We start from the raw sequence: 18,370 nt of genomic DNA on the forward strand, positions 1-18,370 counted from the left end.
CTCTACGCAGTAACCCAAGCGCGACGGCACACCCTTGAGCGACGACTGGTCCATTCCGCCGTACAGTTTTGACCCGCCGCCCGAGCCGCGTCCGGAGCCCGAACCCGAGCCCGCCGCCCCGCCGAAACCGAAAAAGCCAAAGGCGTCAAAGCCTTCCCGCCCCGCGAAGCGTCCCAGGGCGCCGAAGCCGAAGCGGTCGCTGGTGTCGTCCGGGGCCGGGTTCAGCCTGTCGTCGATTTTTGACTGGCTGGCCTCGCCAGGCCTGCGCTGGGTGTGGATCACCCTGCTGACGCTGTTCCTTACCGGGGCGATCGCCGCCGGGGGGATCGGGGTCTACATCTGGCAGAAGTACCTGACCGACGTGCCGCCGTTGCCCGCGCGCGAGGCGCTGTTCGCCGTCAACCGGGCGCCGGGCATCCGCTTCCAGGACGCCAGCGGGACCCAGATCGCCGTGCGCGGGCCGCGCTATGGCGAGCGGATCACGCTGGACCAGCTGCCCGACTATGTGCCCAGGGCCTTCCTCGCCGCCGAGGACCGCCGCTTCTACAAGCACGGGGCGCTCGACCTGCAGGGCATCGGCCGCGCCGCCTGGATCAACTGGCGGGCCGGACGGATCGTGCAGGGCGGCTCGACCATCACCCAGCAGATCTCCAAGGGCCTGTTCCTGACGCCCGACCAGACCGCCAAGCGCAAGCTGCAGGAGGCGGTCATGGCCCGCCGCCTGTTCAAGGTGCTTAGCCGCGACGAGATCCTCGAGCTGTACCTGAACCGCATCTTCTTCGGGGCCAACACCTACGGCATCGACGGCGCCTCGCGGGCCTATTTCGGCAAGCCGGCGGCGCAGATGAGCATCTCCGAGGCGGCGCTGCTGGCCAGCCTGCCCAAGGCGCCGTCGCGCCTGGCGCTGACCCGCAACATGGCCGGGGCGCTGAAGCGCCAGCGGCTGATCCTGGCCAACATGCGCAAGGAGCGGTGGATCACCGACGCCCAGTACGAGGCGGCGCTGCTGGACACGCCGCGGCTGGCCGCGGGCGCCGTGCAGGACGAGGGCGACCTCGGCTATGTGCTGGACTACGCCACCGTCGAGGCGGTCAAGATCGCCGGGGCGACCGCGCCGGACCTGGTCGTGCGGCTGACCATCGATTCCAAGCTGCAGGCCGCGGCCGGCAAGATCGTCCGCGAGGTGATGCGCACCGACGGGGCCAAGGCCGGGGCGACCCAGGCGGCCATGGTCGCCATCGCCAACGACGGGGCCATCCGGGCCATGGTCGGCGGCACCGACTTCGACTCCTCGCCGTTTAACCGCGCCGTCCAGGCGCGCCGCCAGCCCGGTTCGACGTTCAAGCCGTTCGTCTACGCCGCCGCGCTGGAGCACGGGGTGCTGCCGACCGACCAGCGGGTCGACGGGCCGGTCAAGTTCGGAGACTGGGCGCCCGAGAACTACGGCGGCGGCTATTCCGGTCCGGTGACCGTGGCGACCGCCCTGGCCAAGTCGATCAACACCGTGGCCGCCAAGCTGGGCCAGGAGGTCGGCGGCGGCGCCATGGGCGAACTGGCCCGCCGGTTCGGCCTGACCACCATTCCGCCCAATCCCGACCTGTCGGTGGCGCTGGGCTCCTACGAGGTCAGCCTGCTGCAGCTGGTCAGCGCCTTCCAGGTGTTCCAGCAGGGCGGCCAGAAGCGCACGCCCTACATCATCGAGAGCATCACCACCGTGGCCGGGGAGCCGCTGTACAACCACGCCCCGAGCGCGACCGGAACGCCCGTCTATGACATCGCCAAGGCCTCGATGATGGTCAACATGATGAAGGGCGTCATCGAGCACGGCACCGGCACCCGCGCCGCCTTCGGTCGTCCGGCCGCCGGCAAGACCGGCACCAGCCAGAACTGGCGCGACGCCTGGTTCGTCGGCTTCACCCCGGACATGACCGCCGGCGTCTGGATCGGCAACGACAACGACAAGCCGATGAACCACGTCGCCGGCGGCACCCTGCCGGCCGGGATCTGGCGGCGGTTCATGATCATCGCCCATGAAGGCCTGCCCGCGCGGGACTTCGACTGGCTGATGCCCGACCCGATCCCCGAGGAAGAGGCCGACCCGCGCAACCCGTTCTACAGCGACCTGGCGAGCGAGTTCGGCCGGGTCGCGGAGTCGCTGGAGCCGCCGCCCGAGCCGGAGGCGCCGGACGTTCCCGCCGAGCCGGCCCGGCCGCAGCTGCCGAGCGGCGAGCCGATTCCCTACTAGCGCGCCCGCACGCTTCGTTGCTGCCCGCCTTCGCGGGGATCAACGGTGGGGGGGGCGCGCCGCGAGCAAAATGCGGGTGTTCAGCCGTCCGAGCCCGCGGGTGTATCGGGAATTTCCCGAGCCGCGTCAGCCGCTTGCGACTTTCCCGTCCTGAATTCCCGGCCTTGCCCGCTGGTCCCGTACCTTTGGGGCATGACCCGAGAACCCACCGGAGCGGCGGCGCTGCTCGCCGGCCTCGCCGAAGCGCAGGCCCGCGGGTTGCTGGAGGACGCCGCCATGATCACCGACATTCCGAGACCCGAGACCTACGTCACGCTCGCCCAGCGCATCCGCGTGCGGGCCGCGATCGCCCGCACCGCCGTGGGGCTCCACAAACTGCAGGACCAGGAGGATCGCCGGTCCGGCGCCTCCGAACAGGACGAGGCCGACATGGATGACCAACCCGACGACGCCGACGCCATCGAGCGGAAGTATGTGGAACTTCAGAACTTCGTCGATCGACTCGCTGGTCGACCTGTCCCCGGAACAGCTCCGGGCGTCGGTGCCGCCGGCGGATCAGGACATCGTGCTGGCCAACTGGCGCCGTCGGGCGAACGAGATCCAGCTGCCTCCCGAGGATCCATGGCGCACCTGGCTGCTGCTGGGCGGCCGGGGCTCGGGGAAGACCTGGGTGGGCGCCGGCTGGCTGGTTGAACAGGCCTGGCGGGGTGGGCGGTTCGCCCTGGTCGGACCGAGCCTGCACGATGTGCAGGAGGTGATGATCGAGGGGCCGTCGGGCCTGCGGGCGCAGAGCCCGAGGGCGCTGCGTTTCCGCCATGAGAAGTCGCGTCGGCGGGTGGTGTGGAACACCGGGGCCGAGGCGCACATCTTTTCCGCCGAGGACCCCGACAGCCTGCGCGGGCCGCAGTTTCACGGGGCCTGGGCCGACGAGTTCTGCGCCTGGCGGCGGCCCGGCGAGGGGCTGGCCATGCTGCGGTTCGGGCTGCGGCTGGGCGAGGATCCCCGGCTGCTGGTGACCACCACGCCCCGGCCGATCCGGGCGTTGCGGATGCTGCGGGGGGAGGCCTCGACGGTCGACACCGTGCTGCCGACGGCGACCAATGCGCACAACCTGGCGCCGGCCTTTCTCGACAGTCTGAACGCCATCTATGGCGGCACGCGGCTGGCGGCGCAGGAGCTGGAGGGCCTGATCGTCGAGGGCGAGGGCGCCCTGTGGCGGGCCGAGGACCTGGCGCGCTGCCGGGGCGCGCGGCCGCCGGACCTGGACCGCGTGGTCGTGGCCGTCGACCCGCCAGCGACGGCGACCGGCGACGCCTGCGGCATCGTCGTGGCTGGACGGCGGGGCGAGCGCGCCTTCGTGCTGGCCGACCGGACGATGAAGGGGCTGTCGCCGATGGGCTGGGCCCGGCGGGCAGTCGAGACGGCGCGCGATCATGGCGCGGCCGCGATCGTCGCCGAGGCCAACCAGGGCGGCGAGATGGTTCGCGGGCTGCTCGCGCAGGCCGAGGCGCCGTGCCCGGTGCGGCTGGTCCACGCCCGCTTCAGCAAGCGGGTGCGGGCCGAGCCCGTGGCGGCCCTCTACGAACGCGGCCTGGTGGTCCACTGCGGCGCCTTCCCGGCGCTGGAGGAGGAGCTGATGGCGCTCGGCTGCGACGAGGGCGGAGCGAGCCCGGACCGGGCCGATGCGCTGGTCTGGGCGTTGACCGATCTGATGCTCGGGCGGGCGGTGAGGCGGCCGCGGGTGCGGGTGTTGTGATCCCTTGGATTTTTCCGCGCCTCTCCGGATGTAGACGGGCCCTTTGGCCTTGATGGAATGATGCGCTCAGGGCGGTCACCCTGGTCAAGGACGACCCCTTCGGGGTCGCCGCTGCGCGGCCGCGAAGCGGTCCTTGAGCAGGGCGCCCGCCGGAGCAAACTGGCCTTCAAGACATCAGGGCGCGGTCCGCCACGATGATCCCAGAGCTTCTCGGACGACCACCGCGCTTCCCTCTCCACCATGCTCCGCATGGTCCCCCTCTCCCTCGCGGGAGAGGAGAAAGGATTGTCATGCCCCTCTTTCCCCGCCCGCGGCGGCGACCGGCCGCGCCTGAAACCAAGGACTCCCGGGCTGCCGGCCTCATCGCCGTCACCACGGCCGGGCGGCCGGTGTGGACGCCGCGGGACTATGAGAGCCTGGCGCGGGAGGGGTTCGCGAAGAACCCGGTGGCCTATCGCTGCGTGCGGATGATCGCCGAGGCGGCGGCGTCCGTGCCGCTGGCGGTGTTCGCCGGCGGCAAGCGGGCGGACGACCATCCGCTGCGGCGGTTGCTCGATCATCCGAACCCCGAACAGGGCGGGCCGGACCTGCTGGAGGCGTTCTTCGGCACGCTGCAGGTCAGCGGCAACGGGTACCTGGAGGCGGCGGGCGAGGGGCCGGGAGAGCTGTACGCCCTGCGGCCCGATCGGATGAAGGTCGTGCCGGGGCGGCAGGGCTGGCCGCAGGCCTATGAGTACGGCGTGGCCGGGCGCAGCGTGCGGATCGGGCGCGACGCCGAGGGCTGGCTGCCGGTGCTGCATCTGAAGCTGTTCAATCCGGCCGACGACTATTACGGGGCCAGCCCGCTGGAAGCGGCGGCCTTCGCCATCGATGTGCACAACGCGTCGGGGGCCTGGAACAAGGCGCTCCTGGACAACTCGGCGCGGCCGAGCGGGGCGCTGGTCTACGCCAATCCCGAGGCCGGCGACCGGCTGAGCGAGGCGCAGTTCGAGACGCTGAAGGCCGAGCTGGCGGCGCGGACAGGGCCGGCGGCGGCCGGGCGGCCGCTGTTGCTGGAGGGCGGGCTGGACTGGCGGCCGATGTCGCTGTCGCCGCACGACATGGACTTCATCGCCGGCAAGCACGCCGCGGCGCGGGAGATCGCCCTGGCGTTCGGCGTGCCGCCGCAGCTGCTGGGGATCCCCGGCGACAACACGTACGCCAATTTCCGCGAGGCCAACGGGGCGTTCTGGCGGCACACCGTCGTGCCCCTGGCCGAGCGGGCCGCGCGGGCGCTGACCGGCTGGCTGGGGGCGAAACACCCCGGCGCGCGGATCGCCTGTGACCTGGACGCGGTGCCGGCGCTGTCGGCCGAGCGCGACGCGCTGTGGGCGCGGCTGGAGGCGGCGAGCTTCCTGACGGCGGATGAGCGGCGGCGGCTGGCGGGGCTGGAGGGGTAGATGTTGAGGATCGCTCCTGCGCGCCCTGTCGCGCCCTACAGAGGTGGCAAGCGTAACCTGGCGGGACGGCTGGTCGCGATGATCGACGCGATACCCCACCGGACCTATGCCGAACCCTTTGTCGGGATGGGTGGCGTTTTTCTCCGCCGCTGCTCGAAGCCGCAGGCGGAGGTGATTAACGATCTGGGGCGCGATGTCGCGACCTTCTATCGAGTGATGCAGCGCCACTACGCTGCCTTCGTCGACCTTCTGCGCTACCAGTTAACTTGCCGCGCCGAATTTGAGCGCCTCAATGCCCTCAATCCCGACAGTCTCACCGATCTCGAAAGGGCGGCCCGATTTCTCTACCGTCAGACGACTGCCTATGGCGGCAAGGCTGTAGGTCGAACATTCGGAACGGGTCTGCATCGACCTGCCAGATTCAACCTTTTGCGTCTTGCAGGTCTGCTGCAAGACTTTCACGACCGACTTGCCGGGGTGGTGATTGAGTGTCTGCCATTCGATCGGTTCGTGGCGATCTACGATAGTTCCGACACCCTGATGTATTTCGACCCACCCTATTGGGGTTGTGAAGACGACTATGGCGCGGAGCTATTTTCGCGGAACGATTTTGCCCGCTTACGTGCGGTGCTCGATAGCCTCAAAGGTCACTTTGTCCTGTCGATCAACGACATCCCCGAGACACGGGGCTTGTTCAAAGGTTTCGCGCAGAGATCGGTCACGACAACTTACGGTCTTCAAGGGGGCGCCAAGCTCGCAAGAGAATTGATCGTAACGAACGTCAGCATTCTTCCAAGTTTGCACAAATGACCCCCACCCGTTTTCGCATCGACCGGCAGGTGACGCTGGCCGTGATCGTCACCGTGGCCATCCAGGCCGGTGGAGGGCTGATCTGGGCCGGCCGGGCGTCGGCGCGGATCGATGACCTGCAACGGCGCGTCGACGCCCAGGGCGAGACCGCCGAGCGGCTGGCGCGGCTGGAGGAACAGGTCGCCGCCACGCGGATCACGCTGGAGCGGCTGGAACGGCGGCTGGAGACGGGGGAGCTGTGATGGCCGGAGACACCGAAATCAGCGGCTACGCCTCGCTGTTCTGGACGCGGGATCTCAAGGACGACGTGGCCGCGGCCGGGGCGTTCGGGACATCGCTGGCGCGGACCGGCGCGAAGGGCGTGCGGATGCTGTGCCAGCATGACGGGGATCATCCCGTCGGGGTCTGGGACGAGATCGTCGAGGACGGGCGAGGCCTGTTCGTCCGTGGGCGGATAATTGAGGCGACGCCGCAGGGCCGGCTGTGCGCGGCCCTGGTGCGGGCCGGGGCGATGGACGGACTGTCGATCGGCTTTCGCGCGGCAAAGGCGCGGCCGGACGGGACCGGACGGTTGCGGGTGCTGACCGAGGTCGAGCTGTGGGAGGTGTCGGTCGTGACGTTCCCGATGCTGCCCGGGGCGCGGATCGAGACGGTCAGGACGACGGCGCAGGCCGCGTGACGCGTTTCCCTCCCCTTCATGGGGAGGGTGGCCGGGCGAAGCCCGGACGGGTGGGGAAGCAGGACGCCAATCCCATGCGTTCGGCACGGCCCATCGCTTCCCCACCCTGGCCGCTTCGCGGCCTGTCCCTCCCCACAAGGGGGAGGGAGGAATTCAACTGGAGACCTACCCACATGAAAGAGACCAAACACGCGGCGGCGGAGCCCGCAGCGCGGGCCGCCATGCATGAGGTCATGGCCGCCTTCGAGGCGTTCAAGGCCGCCAACGACGAGCGGCTGGGGGCGCTGGAGAGCAAGCGCGCCGACGCCCTGCTGGAGGAGAAGGTCGCGCGCATCGACGCCTCGCTGCAGGCGGCGCAGGGGCGGCTCGACCGGGCCCTGGCCGACGGGCGGCGTCCGGCGCTGGCCGGCGGCGAGGGCCGGGTCATCGTGCCCGACGAGCGCAAGGCGGCCTGGGACGGCTATCTGAAGACCGGTTCCTCCTCGCTGCTGATGCTCGAGGCCAAGGGCCTCAGCGAGGGCGTGCCGACGGCCGGCGGCTATGTGGCGCCGCCCGAGACCGAGCGGCTGATCGAGCGCCGGCTGCAGATGTCCTCGCCGATGCGCGACATCGCCACCGTGCGGACCATCGGGGCGGGGGTGTTCCGCAAGCCCGTCAGCACCGCCGGCATCGAGAGCGGCTGGGTCGCCGAGACCGACGCGCGGCCGGAGACCGATCCGCCCGTGCTGGCGCTGCTGGAATTCCCGGCGGCCGATCTCTACGCCAGCCCGGCCGCGACCCAGGCCCTGCTCGACGACGCCTTCGTCAATCTCGACGAATGGCTGGCCGCCGAGTGCGAGGACGCGTTCGCCGGCCAGGAGACGCAGGCGTTCGTCACCGGCGACGGGGTCAACAAGCCCAAGGGCTTCCTCAGCTACAGCAAGGTGGCTGACGCGAGCCACGCCTGGGGCGACATCGGCTATGTGGCGTCCGGCGCGGCGGGGGACTTCGATGACGTCGACCCCGTCGACCGGATCATCGACCTGATCTATGCGCCGAAGGCCCAGTACCGCGCGCACGGACGGTTCGTGCTGAACCGCCGCACGGCGGCCAGGATCCGCAAGTTCAAGGACGCCGACGGCAACTACATCTGGTCGCCGGCCACGGCGCCGGGCGCGCCCGCGACGCTGCTGGGCTATCCGGTGACCGAGATCGAGACCATGCCGGACGTGGCCGCTAACAGCTTCGCCCTGGCGTTCGGCGATTTCGCCAAGGGCTACCTGATCGTCGACCGGGCCGGGGTGCGGGTGCTGCGCGACCCCTATTCGGCCAAGCCCTATGTGCTGTTCTACACGACCAAGCGGGTCGGCGGCGGGGTGCAGAACTTCGACGCGATCAAGCTGATGAAGTTCGCGGCTTCCTAGGGCGCCGCTTCGCTCCTCCCCAGCAAAGCTGGGGAGGGGGACCGCCGGAGGCGGTGGAGGGGGCGGCGCGTAGGCGAGTGGTCCGTCCTGAATTCAGGTCGTTCCGGCCGGCCCGGCGCCGGCCCCTCCACCACGCTCCGCGTGGTCCCCCTCCCCGCAAGCGGGGAGGACTGACGAGAAGGACATCCCCCCATGCCCCCCATCACCCTCGCCGAGGCGAAGACGTTTCTGCGTGTCGGCGACGACGCGGAGGACGGCCTCGTCCAGCTGCTGATCGACGCCGCCGTGGGGCGGGTCGCGGCGGCGACCGGTTTGACCCTGAGTGACACGTCTCCGGCGCCGCTGCGGCTGTGCCTGCTGATGCTGGTGGCGCACGGCTTCGAGCATCGCGAGGCCGGCGAGGCGCCGGTCGGACTGATCGAGCCCTGGTTGGCGCCGTACCGTCTGGTGCGGCTGTGAGTATCGCGTCTCTGCGCACGCTCGCGGTGCTCGAGGGCTTGTCCGAGGCCGAGACGGTGTTTGGCGGGCGGAACCGGACCTGGAGCCAGATCGCGGCCCTGTGGGTCGATCTGAAGCCGCTCGGGCATCGCGAGGCCGGCGACGGCGGGACGCAGCCCGGCCTGGTCGAACGGGCCGAGGCCGAGGCGCGGACCCATGCGGCCGCCGCGCGCGGCCAGCGGCTGAAGGCCGGCGGCGAGGCCTGGCGCGTGGTCGCCGTGACGCCGTCGCGGACGGCGCGGGGCCGCATGGTGCTGAGCCTCGAAAGGCGCTGGCCATGAGCCCGGACCTGGCGCTGCACAAGGCCTTGCTGGACCATCTGAAGGCCGACGCCGACCTGGCCGCGCTGATCGGCGATCCGCCGCGCGTGCATGACCAGCCGCCGGCGACGCCCGTCTGGCCGATGGTGCTGTTCGGGCGGGCCGAAACCCGGCCGTGGGGCGGACTGGAGGGCGAGGGGCTGGAACACGCCCTGAGCCTGACCTGCCTGTCGCGGTTCGACGGGGCCGAGGAGGCCAGAGCCATCGTCGCGGCGCTGCGGGCGCGGCTGCACAACGCCGACCTGACGCTGGACGGCTGGCGGCTGGTCAATCTGCGCGTGACCTACGGCGACGTGTTCCGCGCCGCTGACGGCCGGACGATCCACGGCGTGCTGCGGCTGCGGGCCGTGACCGAGAGCCTCTGACCCTTCCCTTCTGACATCGGAGACCGCCATGGCTGCGCAACGCGGCAAGGACATCCTGCTGAAGATCGGCGATGGCGAAGCGCCGCCGACGTTCGTCACCGTCGCCGGGCTGCGGGCGCGGACCATCTCGCTGAACGCCCGGACCATCGACGCCACCGATGGCGACAGCGCCGGGCGCTGGCGCGAGCTGCTGGCCGGGGCCGGCGTGAAGCAGGCCAGCGTCTCCGGCGCCGGGGTGTTTCGCGACGCTGCGTCCGACGCGCTGATCCGCGAGGTGTTCTTCAGCCAGGCGGCGCGGGCCTGGCGGCTGGTCGTGCCGGACTTCGGCGTGCTGGAGGGGCCGTTCCTCGTGGCGGCGCTGGAATACGCCGGCGAGCACGACGGCGAGGCCACCTGGGCGATCACCCTGGCCTCGGCCGGGGAAATCGCCTTCGAGGCGCTTTGACATGGCGGCCAACGGCGCGCGCGGCGAGGTCGAGGCGGTGCTGGCCGGCCGGCCGCGCCGGCTGTGCCTGACGCTCGGGGCGCTGGCCGAGCTGGAGACGGCGTTCGCGGCGGACGGCTGGGAGGACCTGGCCGGGCGGCTGCGCGGACTGTCGGCGAAGCACCTGACCACCGTGCTGGCGGCCCTGCTGCGCGGTGGCGGCGAGGACCCGGGCGATCTCACCGGCGTGGCGCTGGACGAGGCCGCGCGGGCCATCGCGGCGGCCTTCACCGCGGCCGGATCATGACCCCGCCCTGGCCGGCGATGCTGCGGCTGGCCGTGACGCTGAACATCCCGCCCGAGGCCTTCTGGCGCCTGTCGCTGAAGGAGTGGCGGGCGCTGACGGGGGAGGGCGGCGTCGGGGTGCTGACGCGGAAGGGGTTTGATGCCTTGCGCCGTGAGCATCCGGACTGAGTCCAGAAAGCGCCGTCATGGCCCGGCTTATCCGGGCCATGACGATTGGGGGAATTTGCCATGACCGACTTCGATCCTGGCGGGCTCGAGGCCCTGCCGCGGAGGGCCGCCGAGGCCGGGGCCGCGCTGGAGGCGCTGCGCGAGCCCGCGCAACGGGCGGCCGACAGCATCGACGCGGCGTTCGCCCGGGCGGGCGAGAGCCTGAGCCGGTCGCTGGCGCGGGCGGCGGCGGACGGCAAGATCAGCCTGGCCGAACTGGCGCAGGCCGTGCTGGCGGCGGTCAACGCCGCGGCCGGGCAGGGCGGCGGCGGCCTGGCGGACGTGGTCTCGGCCGTGCTCAAGGGCGGCTTCTCCGGCGCGAGGGCCGGCGGCGGGCCGGTGACGGCGGGCGGCGCCTACCTCGTCGGCGAGCGCGGGCCGGAGGTGTTCCGGCCCGCCGGAGCCGGGACCGTCGATCCCGCCGGCGGCGGCGGGATGACCATCCAGGTCACCGTCCAGGGCGGCGGGGCCGAGGGCCTGGCGCGGTCCGACGCCCAGATCGCCCAGGCGCTGGCCCGGGCCGTGGGGCTCGGCGCGCGCCGCCTGTAGGGTTACCGCGCGTTGACAAGGCCCGCCGCGTCTCTAGCGTGCCCTGCGACACATCGGGGAACAGCATGACGGATTTCGACAGAGGCGCGCCCGCGTCCGCCAACGGCATGGCCATCGCCTCGCTCGTGCTCGGGATCGTGTCGGTCCTGATCGTCTGGATCCCGGTCGTGGGGATCCTCGGAACCCTCATGGCGCTGATTGGCCTGGTGCTGGGCCTTCTGGCGCTGAGGCGGCCGGACGGCCGCGGCCTGGCGATCGGCGGCGTGGTCTGCGCCGGCGTCTCGCTGGTCATCACGGCCGTCTATATCCTGCTGTTCGCGGCCGCCATCGGCGTGGCGGCGCACAACAGCTAGGCGATCGCGTTGAGCGTCGGCTCGGGGCCGTAGCGGTTCTCGCCGGGCTCGGTATTCGACACCCCGATCCAGATGAGGAAGCCCAGGCCGATCGCGAAGGCGGCGAGGAAGAACAGCATCATGCCGCCGACGCCGGCCAGGACCGCGGCCGTGACCTGGGATTCGTTGGCGTCCGCGACGCCGGCCATGATGGCCGGCCCGGCGACCGCGACAATCGCGCCGATGATCAGGGTGGGACAGGCGACCAGCGGGATGACCTGCAGGAAGCCGCTCTTGCCCATGTCGTGCAGGCGTTTGGCCGTGATGCAGACGTTGCAGTAGATCGTCACCAGGCTCAGGGCCCAGCCGATCAGCGGGATCCAGCCCAGCACGACGTTGACGCCGAGCAGCACCAGCCAGCCGATCCAGAAGGATTGCCGGCCGATGCGGCCGTCCGGCGAAAAGAACAGCGTCTTCCAGTCCATGTGAATCGCTCCCGACTCCCCGTTTCCGGTCAACCGTAGACCGGTGTTCCGCCAAGGAACAGGTCCGCTTCCATGAGGATTTCGTCATGTCCTTTCACGAGGTCCGCCTGCCCGCGCGGCTGGCGTTCGGCTCGACCGGCGGCGTCGAGCGGCGCACCGAGGTGGTCACCCTGGCGTCCGGGTTCGAGCGGCGGTCGACGCCCTGGGCGCACGGCCGGCGGCGCTATCTGATCGGGGCGGGTGTGCGCTCGCTCGACGACGCCGCCGCGCTGGTGGCGTTCTTCGAGGGGCGACGGGGACGGCTGCACGGATTCCGCTTTCGCGACTTCGCCGACTTCAAGTCCTGCGCGCCGTCCGGGGCCGTGAGCCCGACGGATCAGCCGCTGGGCGTCGGGGACGGCGCGGCGACGGTGTTCGCCCTGACCAAGGCCTATGCCGACCTGGCCCGGCCGATCGCCAAGCCTGTCGCCGGGACCGTGCGGGTCGCCGTGGACGGGGCCGAGACAGGCGACTTCACCGTCGACCTGACGACCGGACTGGTGACGCTGGCGACGGCGCCCGGGTCCGGCGCGGTGCTGACCGCCGGGTTCGAGTTCGACACCCCCGTGCGGTTCGACACCGACCGGATCGACGTGACGCTGGAGAGTTTCGACGCCGGACGGGTGGTCGCCGCGCCGCTGATCGAACTGCGGATCTGAATCATGAAAGCCATCCCTTCGGCCCTGGCCGCCCGGATCGAGTCCGGGGCGGCGACGCTGGCGCATGTCTGGCTGTTGACGCGGCGGGACGGGACGCGGCTGGGCTTCACCGACCATGACCTGGACCTGACGCATGACGGCGTGACGTGCCGCGCCGACAGCGGCTGGACCGCCGGGGCCGCCGACAGCCGGCTGGGGTTCGCGCCCGGCGGGGCCTCGGCCGCCGGCGGCCTGGACAGTGAAGCGCTGGCCGAGGCGGACATCGTCGCCGGGGTGTACGACGGTTGCGCGGTCGACTGCCGGCGCGTCGACTGGGCCGAGCCGGACCTGTTCGCCGGCCTGTGGACCGGGACCATCACGCGGCTGAAGCGGGACGGCGCGGCGTTCGTCGCCGAGATCGAGGGGCCGCTGGCCGCGCTCGACCGCGTGGCCGGACGGACCTTCGGCCGGCTGTGCGACGCCAACCTGGGCGACGGGCGCTGCGGCGTTCCGGGCGATCACCCGGTCTTTGGCGACGGCTGCGACAAGCGCTCGTCCACCTGTTCCGGAAAATTCTCCAATCTGCTGAACTTCCGAGGCTTTCCGACCATCCCCGGCGAGGACTTCCTGACCGTCTATCCGGCGAAAGGGGAGCGTCACGACGGGACGTCTCGCCGTGCGTAGGGCGGCCATCGTCGCCGAGGCGCGGTCGTGGATCGGCACGCCCTATCGGCACCAGGCGTCGTGCAAGGGCGCCGGGTGCGACTGCCTGGGGCTGGTGCGCGGCGTGTGGCGCGCGCTGTACGGCGCAGAGCCGGAGATCCCGCCCGCCTACCGCGCCGACTGGGCCGAGACCGGCGGGCGCGAGACCCTGCTGGAGGCGGCGCGGCGACATCTGGTCGAGGTCCCGGTCGGGGCGTTCCGGCCGGGCGACGTGCTGCTGTTCCGGATCAGCCCGCAGGCCTGCCTGAAGCATTGCGCCATCGTCGCCGACGGCCGGCCCGGCGATCCGGAGCCGCGGATCCTCCACGCCTACTGGGGCCGGGCCGTGGTCGAGAGCTGGCTGGGCCCGTGGTGGCGCCGACGACTGGCGCACGCCTTTTCCTTTCCCGACGTGAGCGACTGACATGGCCCAGGTGATCCTCAGCAGCATCGGCCAGATGCTGGGCGGTCCGGTCGGGCAGGCGATCGGCAACGCCGTCGGCAACGCAATCGACCGGGCGGCGCTGGCCAGCCTGCAACCCGCCCGGCAGGCGGGGCCGCGGCTGCGCGAGCTGCAGCTGATGAGCGCCGCCGAGGGCGCGCCGATGGCCGCCGTGTTCGGCCGCGCGCGGGTGGCCGGGCAGGTGATCTGGGCCGCGCGGCTGCGCGAGAAGCGCGTCGAGCGCCAGGCCGGCGGCGGCAAGGGCGGGCCGACGGTGGTCGAGTACCGCTACAGCCTGTCGTTCGCGGTGGCGCTCTGTGAGGGACCGATCGACGGGATCGGGCGGGCCTGGGCCGACGGCAAGCCGATGGATCTGTCCGGCGTGACGATGCGGCTGCATCGCGGGACCGCGGACCAGACGCCCGACCCGCTGATCGAGGCGATCGAGGGCGCGGCCCCCGCCTATCGCGACTGCGCCTATGTGGTGTTCGAGGACCTGCCGCTGGCGGCCTATGGCAACCGGCCGCCGCAGCTGTCGTTCGAGGTGTTCCGCCGGCCGGCTTCCGGCGCGGGGCTGGAGGACCGGCTGACGAGCGTCTGCCTGATCCCCGGAGCCGGGGAGTTCGTGCTGGCCACCGAGGTGATCCACCGGCGCGACGGCCTGACCCGGCTGACGGCCGAGAACGTCAACACCGGCGACGGGCGGCCGGACCTGCTGGTGTCGCTGGACCAGCTGCAGGCGCAGCTGCCGAACCTGACCGGGGTGACGCTGGTGGTCGCCTGGTTCGGGACCAGCCTGGACGCCGGGACCTGCCAGATCCGGCCGGGCGTCGAGCAGGCGGCCAAGGGCACGCTGCCCTGGGCCTGGCGGGCCGGCGGGGTCGGACGGGCCGGCGCGCACGTGATCTCCCGTCATGACGGCGGCCCCGTCTATGGCGGCACGCCCGCCGACCGGGCCGTGCTGCAGGCCATCGCCGAGCTGAAGGCGCGCGGGCTGGCGGTGACCCTCTGTCCGTTCATCCTGATGGACTGCGAGGGCTATCCGTGGCGCGGCAGGATATCCGGCGAAGCCGCTGATATTGAAACATTCTTCGGCGCCGCCTCGCCTGAGGACTTCGTCGCGGACGGCCAGACGGCGTCCTATGCCGGGCCCGCCGGGTGGGGGCTGCGGCGGATGGTGCTGCACCTCGCGATGCTGGCGCAGATGGCCGGGGGCGTGGACGGGTTCCTGATCGGCTCGGAGCTGCGCGGGATCACGACCATCCGCGACGGCGACAGTTTTCCGGCCGTGACGGCCCTGCGCGCGCTGGCGGCCGACTGCCGGGCGATGCTCGGGGACGGAACGGCCATCGGCTACGCCGCCGACTGGAGCGAATACTTCGGGGTTCAGCCGGCCGACGGCTCGGGCGATGTGTTCTTCCATCTCGATCCGCTGTGGGCTGACGAGGCGATCGACTTCGTCGGCGTCGACTTCTATCCGCCGCTCGCCGACTGGCGGGACGGCGAGGCGCAGGACGTCTGGGATGTGGCGTCCGGCGAGGGGTTCGACTGGTTCTACGCGTCCGGCGCCGATCGCGCCGCGCGGGTGCGCACGCCGATCACCGACGGCGCCGGCGACGAGCCATGGGTGTTCCGGCCCAAGGACCTGATCGGCTGGTGGTCTAACGCCCACCATGACCGGCCCGGCGGGGCGCGGTCGGCGACGCCGACGGCCTGGATTCCACGGTCCAAGCCGATCCGGCTGATCGAGTTCGGCTGCGCGGCCGTCGACAAGGGGGCCAACACGCCGAACATGTTCCTCGACGCCAAGAGCAGCGAGAGCGCCCTGCCGCCGTTCTCGACCGGCGCGCGCGACGACGAGGGCCAGCGGCGGACGCTGGAGGCGGTGCTGGGCCACTTCGCCGAGGCGGCGAACAACCCCGTCTCGCCGGTCTACGGCGGGCCGATGGTGACGGCGATGAGCGCCTGGTGCTGGGACGCCCGGCCGTTTCCCGATTTTCCCGGTCGGACGAGTGTCTGGCGCGACGGGGTCAACTGGGCGACCGGCCACTGGCTGAACGGCCGGGCCGGGGCCGCGCCGCTGGGCGATCTCGCGCGGGCGCTGGCCGGGCGCGCCGGCGTGACGCTGGACGCGGGCGATGTGACCGGCGTGGTCAGCGGCTACGTCGTCGAGGCGCCGATGCGGCTGCGCGACGCGCTTGAGCCGCTGGCGCTGGCGTTCGCCTTCGACGCCGCCGAGCGGAACGGGGTCGCGACGCTGGTGCGGCGGGACGGGCCGGCGGCGGTGATGCTCACCGACGACGACCTGGCCCTGCCTGAGGCGCGGGAGGCCTGTTCGCAGATCCGGACGCTCGAAACGCCGCCCGACGCGGCGCGGCTGCGGTTCATCGACGAGACCGCAGACTACCGCATTGGCGGGCTGACCGTGCGCCGCGATCCGGCGGACGGCGGCGGCGTGCGGGTCATCGACCTGCCGATCGTCGGCGCCGCCGCCCTGGCCGAGCAGGTCGGGCGGCGGGCGCTGGCGCGTGACCTGGCCGCCCGCGACGGGCTGATCGCGCATCTGTCGCCGCTGGCCGCCCTGCGGGTCGAGGCCGGGGACCGGCTGGCGCTGGCCGGGGACGACCGGACCTGGCGCGTGACCGGCCTCGATCTCGACGAGCGGCCGCGGGTCGCGCTGGAGGCGGCCGAACCGGCCGAGGTTGCGGCCGGCGGGTCGCCGGACTGGACGCCGCCGCCGCCGACCGTGCCCGCCGGGCCGCCGCGGCTGTATCTGCTCGACCTGCCGCCGCTGCCCGGGGCGGAGATGGACGCCCGGCCGCTGGTCGCCGCCGGGCTGGAGCCCTGGCGCGACCTCGACGTGCACGCCGGCGTGTCCGGCGAGGCCCTGACCGCGCGGGCGCGGCTGACCCAGCCGGCCGGCGTCGGCGAGACCCTGACCGACCTGCCGGCGGGACCTCTGCACCGGCTTCACGAGGCCGGTCGCCTGGGGGTGCGGCTGGAGGGCGCCACGCTGGAGAGCCGGCCGCTGGCCGCCGTGCTGGCGGGAGCCAACGCCCTGGCCGTGCGCGGCGCCGGCGGGGACTGGGAGATCGTGCAGTTCCTCGACGCCGAACTGATCGGCCCGGACTGCTGGACCCTGTCGGGCCTGTTGCGCGGGCAGCTGGGCAGCGAGCCGGCCATGGCCGTCCTGACCCCGGCGGGCGCGGACGTGGTGCTGCTGGGCGAGGGGCTGGCGCGGGCCGAGGTCGCGCTGGGCGAGCGGGGGCTGCCGCTGGTCTGGCGCGCGGCGCCCGCGGGCGGACCGGCCGGGGGCGCCGCGATGACCGAGGCGGCCTTCACCTGGCGCGGACTGGCCGACCGGCCCTGGAGCCCGGCGCACCTGACGCTGGAGGCCGGGGCGGGCGGCGATCTCGTGGTCCGCTGGATCCGGCGCGCGCGCCTGGGCGGCGACGGCTGGGCGGTCGAACCGCCGCTGTCGGAGGAGCGGGAGGTCTACCGGGTCGAGATTCTCGACGGCGATGTCGTCGTTCGGACGGCCGAGGTCGACGGGCCGGCGTTTGTCTGGAGCTGCGCCCAGCAGGCCGCCGATTTTCCGGGCGGCGCGCCCGATCCACTGACCGTTCGCGTGGCCCAGGGCTCGGCCGTGTTCGGCTGGGGCGCCTGGACGCAGCGGAGCCTGTGGCGCTGAGCGGCGAGACGCTCTATCTGAGGGCCGACGACTTTCACCGGCGAGGGGCCCTTGGCGCGCGATCCGTATCTTGAACTTGGCGTACCGCGCAGCGCGTCCGCCGATGAGATCCGCAAGGCCTTCCGCAAGCTGGCCAAGCAGTTCCATCCGGACGCCAACCAGAACGACCCGACCGCCGAGGAGAAGTTCAAGCGCGTCTCGTCGGCCTTCGACATCCTGGGCGACGAGGACAAGCGCAGGAAGTTCGACCGGGGCGAGATCGACGCCGATGGCCGCGAGCAGCATCCGGGCTTCGGCGGCGGCAGTCCGTTCGGTCCCGGCGGCGCGTCCGGCGGCCGCTATCGGGCCGGCCCGGGCAGCCCCGGGTTCGAGGGCGTCGACATCAACGACATTCTCGGCGACATGTTCGGCCAGCGTGGTCCGGGCGGCGGCAGCCGCGCCGGCTTCGGTTTCGGCAACGGCGGCAAGGGCGCCGACCTGCGGGCGCATCTCGATATCGACATCGAGGAAGCCATCCGCGGCGGCAAGAAGCGCATCGCCTTCTCCGACGGCCGCACCCTCGACGTGAACATCCCCAAGGGCGCGCTGGAGGGCCAGACCCTGCGGCTCAAGGGCCAGGGTTCGCCCGGCCGCGCCGGCCCCGGCGACGCCCTGATCGAGATCGGCATCAAGCCGCACCCGCTGTACCGCCGCGAGGGCGAGGTGCTGCACATGGACCTGCCGGTGTCGGTGCCCGATGCGGTGCTGGGCGGCAAGGTCGACGCGCCGACGCCGGACGGGCCGGTGACGCTGACCGTGCCCAAGGGCTCCAACAGCGGCGCGCAGCTGCGGCTCAAGGGACGCGGCTTCGTCAACGCCAAGGGGCAGCGCGGCGACCTGCTGGCGCGGCTGGTGGTGACCCTGCCCGAGACCGTCGACCCGGCGCTGGAAGCCTTCGCGCAGACCTGGCGCAAGGAGCGGCCGTACTCGCCCAAACGGCGTTAGGCGTGACATTCCGCCGCGTGGGCCGGATAACGTGCTCATTCAGCCCGCGTTCAGCG

22 protein-coding genes are annotated in these 18,370 nt (G+C 72.1%); 21 read left to right on the plus strand and 1 reads right to left on the minus strand.

The window, feature by feature from the left end; all coding sequences use genetic code 11:
* Positions 1-34: 34 nt before the first annotated feature.
* From pbpC to AC1RN0_RS03720, 16 genes are all read left to right on the plus strand, one after another.
* Complete coding sequence (pbpC, locus tag AC1RN0_RS03645; RefSeq protein WP_492786067.1) at positions 35-2,245, plus strand: multimodular transpeptidase-transglycosylase PbpC; 2,211 nt, start codon at positions 35-37, stop codon at positions 2,243-2,245.
* 192 nt (positions 2,246-2,437) lie between these two features.
* Positions 2,438-2,938 carry a hypothetical protein gene (locus AC1RN0_RS03650; RefSeq protein ID WP_492786068.1) on the plus strand — a complete coding sequence of 167 codons (501 nt, stop codon included), beginning with the start codon at positions 2,438-2,440 and terminating at the stop codon, positions 2,936-2,938.
* Positions 2,883-4,001 (plus strand): DNA-packaging protein, encoded by a 1,119-nt coding sequence (locus AC1RN0_RS03655; protein WP_492786415.1) that lies wholly within the window; start codon positions 2,883-2,885, stop codon positions 3,999-4,001. Before AC1RN0_RS03650 ends, AC1RN0_RS03655 begins: the two co-directional genes overlap by 56 nt.
* A 290-nt stretch (positions 4,002-4,291) precedes the next feature.
* Positions 4,292-5,440: a phage portal protein gene (locus AC1RN0_RS03660; protein ID WP_492786069.1), complete on the plus strand. Its 1,149-nt coding sequence runs from the start codon at positions 4,292-4,294 to the stop codon at positions 5,438-5,440.
* Entirely contained in the window at positions 5,441-6,250 is an 810-nt protein-coding gene (locus tag AC1RN0_RS03665; protein WP_492786070.1) for a DNA adenine methylase, read from the plus strand.
* The gene (locus tag AC1RN0_RS03670) at positions 6,247-6,492 is read left to right on the plus strand and encodes a hypothetical protein (RefSeq protein ID WP_492786071.1); all 246 of its coding nucleotides are present in this window, start codon (positions 6,247-6,249) and stop codon (positions 6,490-6,492) included. The genes AC1RN0_RS03665 and AC1RN0_RS03670 overlap by 4 nt, the downstream gene beginning before the upstream one ends.
* Positions 6,492-6,929, plus strand: a complete 438-nt coding sequence (locus AC1RN0_RS03675; RefSeq protein WP_492786072.1) for an HK97 family phage prohead protease — start codon at positions 6,492-6,494, stop codon at positions 6,927-6,929. Before AC1RN0_RS03670 ends, AC1RN0_RS03675 begins: the two co-directional genes overlap by 1 nt.
* Before the next feature lie 173 nt (positions 6,930-7,102).
* The gene (locus AC1RN0_RS03680; RefSeq protein WP_492786073.1) at positions 7,103-8,332 is read left to right on the plus strand and encodes a phage major capsid protein; all 1,230 of its coding nucleotides are present in this window, start codon (positions 7,103-7,105) and stop codon (positions 8,330-8,332) included.
* Between the two features lie 192 nt (positions 8,333-8,524).
* Positions 8,525-8,791, plus strand: a complete 267-nt coding sequence (locus AC1RN0_RS03685; protein ID WP_492786074.1) for a head-tail connector protein — start codon at positions 8,525-8,527, stop codon at positions 8,789-8,791.
* Positions 8,788-9,111 (plus strand): head-tail adaptor protein, encoded by a 324-nt coding sequence (locus tag AC1RN0_RS03690; RefSeq protein ID WP_492786075.1) that lies wholly within the window; start codon positions 8,788-8,790, stop codon positions 9,109-9,111. Before AC1RN0_RS03685 ends, AC1RN0_RS03690 begins: the two co-directional genes overlap by 4 nt.
* Positions 9,108-9,515: a DUF3168 domain-containing protein gene (locus tag AC1RN0_RS03695; protein WP_492786076.1), complete on the plus strand. Its 408-nt coding sequence runs from the start codon at positions 9,108-9,110 to the stop codon at positions 9,513-9,515. Before AC1RN0_RS03690 ends, AC1RN0_RS03695 begins: the two co-directional genes overlap by 4 nt.
* A 28-nt stretch (positions 9,516-9,543) precedes the next feature.
* Positions 9,544-9,960: a phage major tail protein, TP901-1 family gene (locus AC1RN0_RS03700; protein WP_492786077.1), complete on the plus strand. Its 417-nt coding sequence runs from the start codon at positions 9,544-9,546 to the stop codon at positions 9,958-9,960.
* Position 9,961: 1 nt separating this feature from the next.
* Positions 9,962-10,246, plus strand: a complete 285-nt coding sequence (locus AC1RN0_RS03705; protein ID WP_492786078.1) for a GTA-gp10 family protein — start codon at positions 9,962-9,964, stop codon at positions 10,244-10,246.
* Positions 10,243-10,413: a phage tail assembly chaperone gene (locus AC1RN0_RS03710; protein ID WP_492786079.1), complete on the plus strand. Its 171-nt coding sequence runs from the start codon at positions 10,243-10,245 to the stop codon at positions 10,411-10,413. Before AC1RN0_RS03705 ends, AC1RN0_RS03710 begins: the two co-directional genes overlap by 4 nt.
* Positions 10,414-10,473: 60 nt before the next feature.
* The gene (locus AC1RN0_RS03715; protein ID WP_492786080.1) at positions 10,474-11,001 is read left to right on the plus strand and encodes a phage tail tape measure C-terminal domain-containing protein; all 528 of its coding nucleotides are present in this window, start codon (positions 10,474-10,476) and stop codon (positions 10,999-11,001) included.
* A 65-nt stretch (positions 11,002-11,066) separates the two neighbouring features.
* Complete coding sequence (locus AC1RN0_RS03720) at positions 11,067-11,354, plus strand: hypothetical protein (RefSeq protein WP_492786081.1); 288 nt, start codon at positions 11,067-11,069, stop codon at positions 11,352-11,354.
* On the opposite strand, the gene AC1RN0_RS03725 is transcribed toward AC1RN0_RS03720, so the two are convergent.
* Positions 11,351-11,818 carry a DUF805 domain-containing protein gene (locus AC1RN0_RS03725; RefSeq protein ID WP_492786082.1) on the minus strand — a complete coding sequence of 156 codons (468 nt, stop codon included), beginning with the start codon at positions 11,816-11,818 and terminating at the stop codon, positions 11,351-11,353. The genes AC1RN0_RS03720 and AC1RN0_RS03725 overlap by 4 nt on opposite strands.
* Positions 11,819-11,904: 86 nt before the next feature.
* Here AC1RN0_RS03725 and AC1RN0_RS03730 point away from each other — a divergent pair, with 86 nt between their 5' ends.
* From AC1RN0_RS03730 to AC1RN0_RS03750, 5 genes are read left to right on the plus strand one after another with little or no spacing between them, the layout of a single operon-like run.
* Positions 11,905-12,516 (plus strand): phage distal tail protein, Rcc01695 family, encoded by a 612-nt coding sequence (locus AC1RN0_RS03730; RefSeq protein ID WP_492786083.1) that lies wholly within the window; start codon positions 11,905-11,907, stop codon positions 12,514-12,516.
* A gap of 3 nt (positions 12,517-12,519) precedes the next feature.
* Entirely contained in the window at positions 12,520-13,179 is a 660-nt protein-coding gene (locus AC1RN0_RS03735; protein ID WP_492786084.1) for a phage/gene transfer agent baseplate hub protein, read from the plus strand.
* Entirely contained in the window at positions 13,172-13,621 is a 450-nt protein-coding gene (locus AC1RN0_RS03740; protein ID WP_492786085.1) for a C40 family peptidase, read from the plus strand. Before AC1RN0_RS03735 ends, AC1RN0_RS03740 begins: the two co-directional genes overlap by 8 nt.
* Position 13,622: 1 nt before the next feature.
* Positions 13,623-17,330 carry a baseplate multidomain protein megatron gene (locus AC1RN0_RS03745; protein WP_492786086.1) on the plus strand — a complete coding sequence of 1,236 codons (3,708 nt, stop codon included), beginning with the start codon at positions 13,623-13,625 and terminating at the stop codon, positions 17,328-17,330.
* A gap of 51 nt (positions 17,331-17,381) precedes the next feature.
* A complete protein-coding gene (locus AC1RN0_RS03750; protein ID WP_492786087.1) occupies positions 17,382-18,314 on the plus strand; it encodes a DnaJ C-terminal domain-containing protein in 933 nt (310 codons plus the stop codon).
* Positions 18,315-18,370: the final 56 nt, after the last annotated feature.

The organism is Caulobacter sp. GW821-FHT12F03 (genome assembly GCF_058806855.1).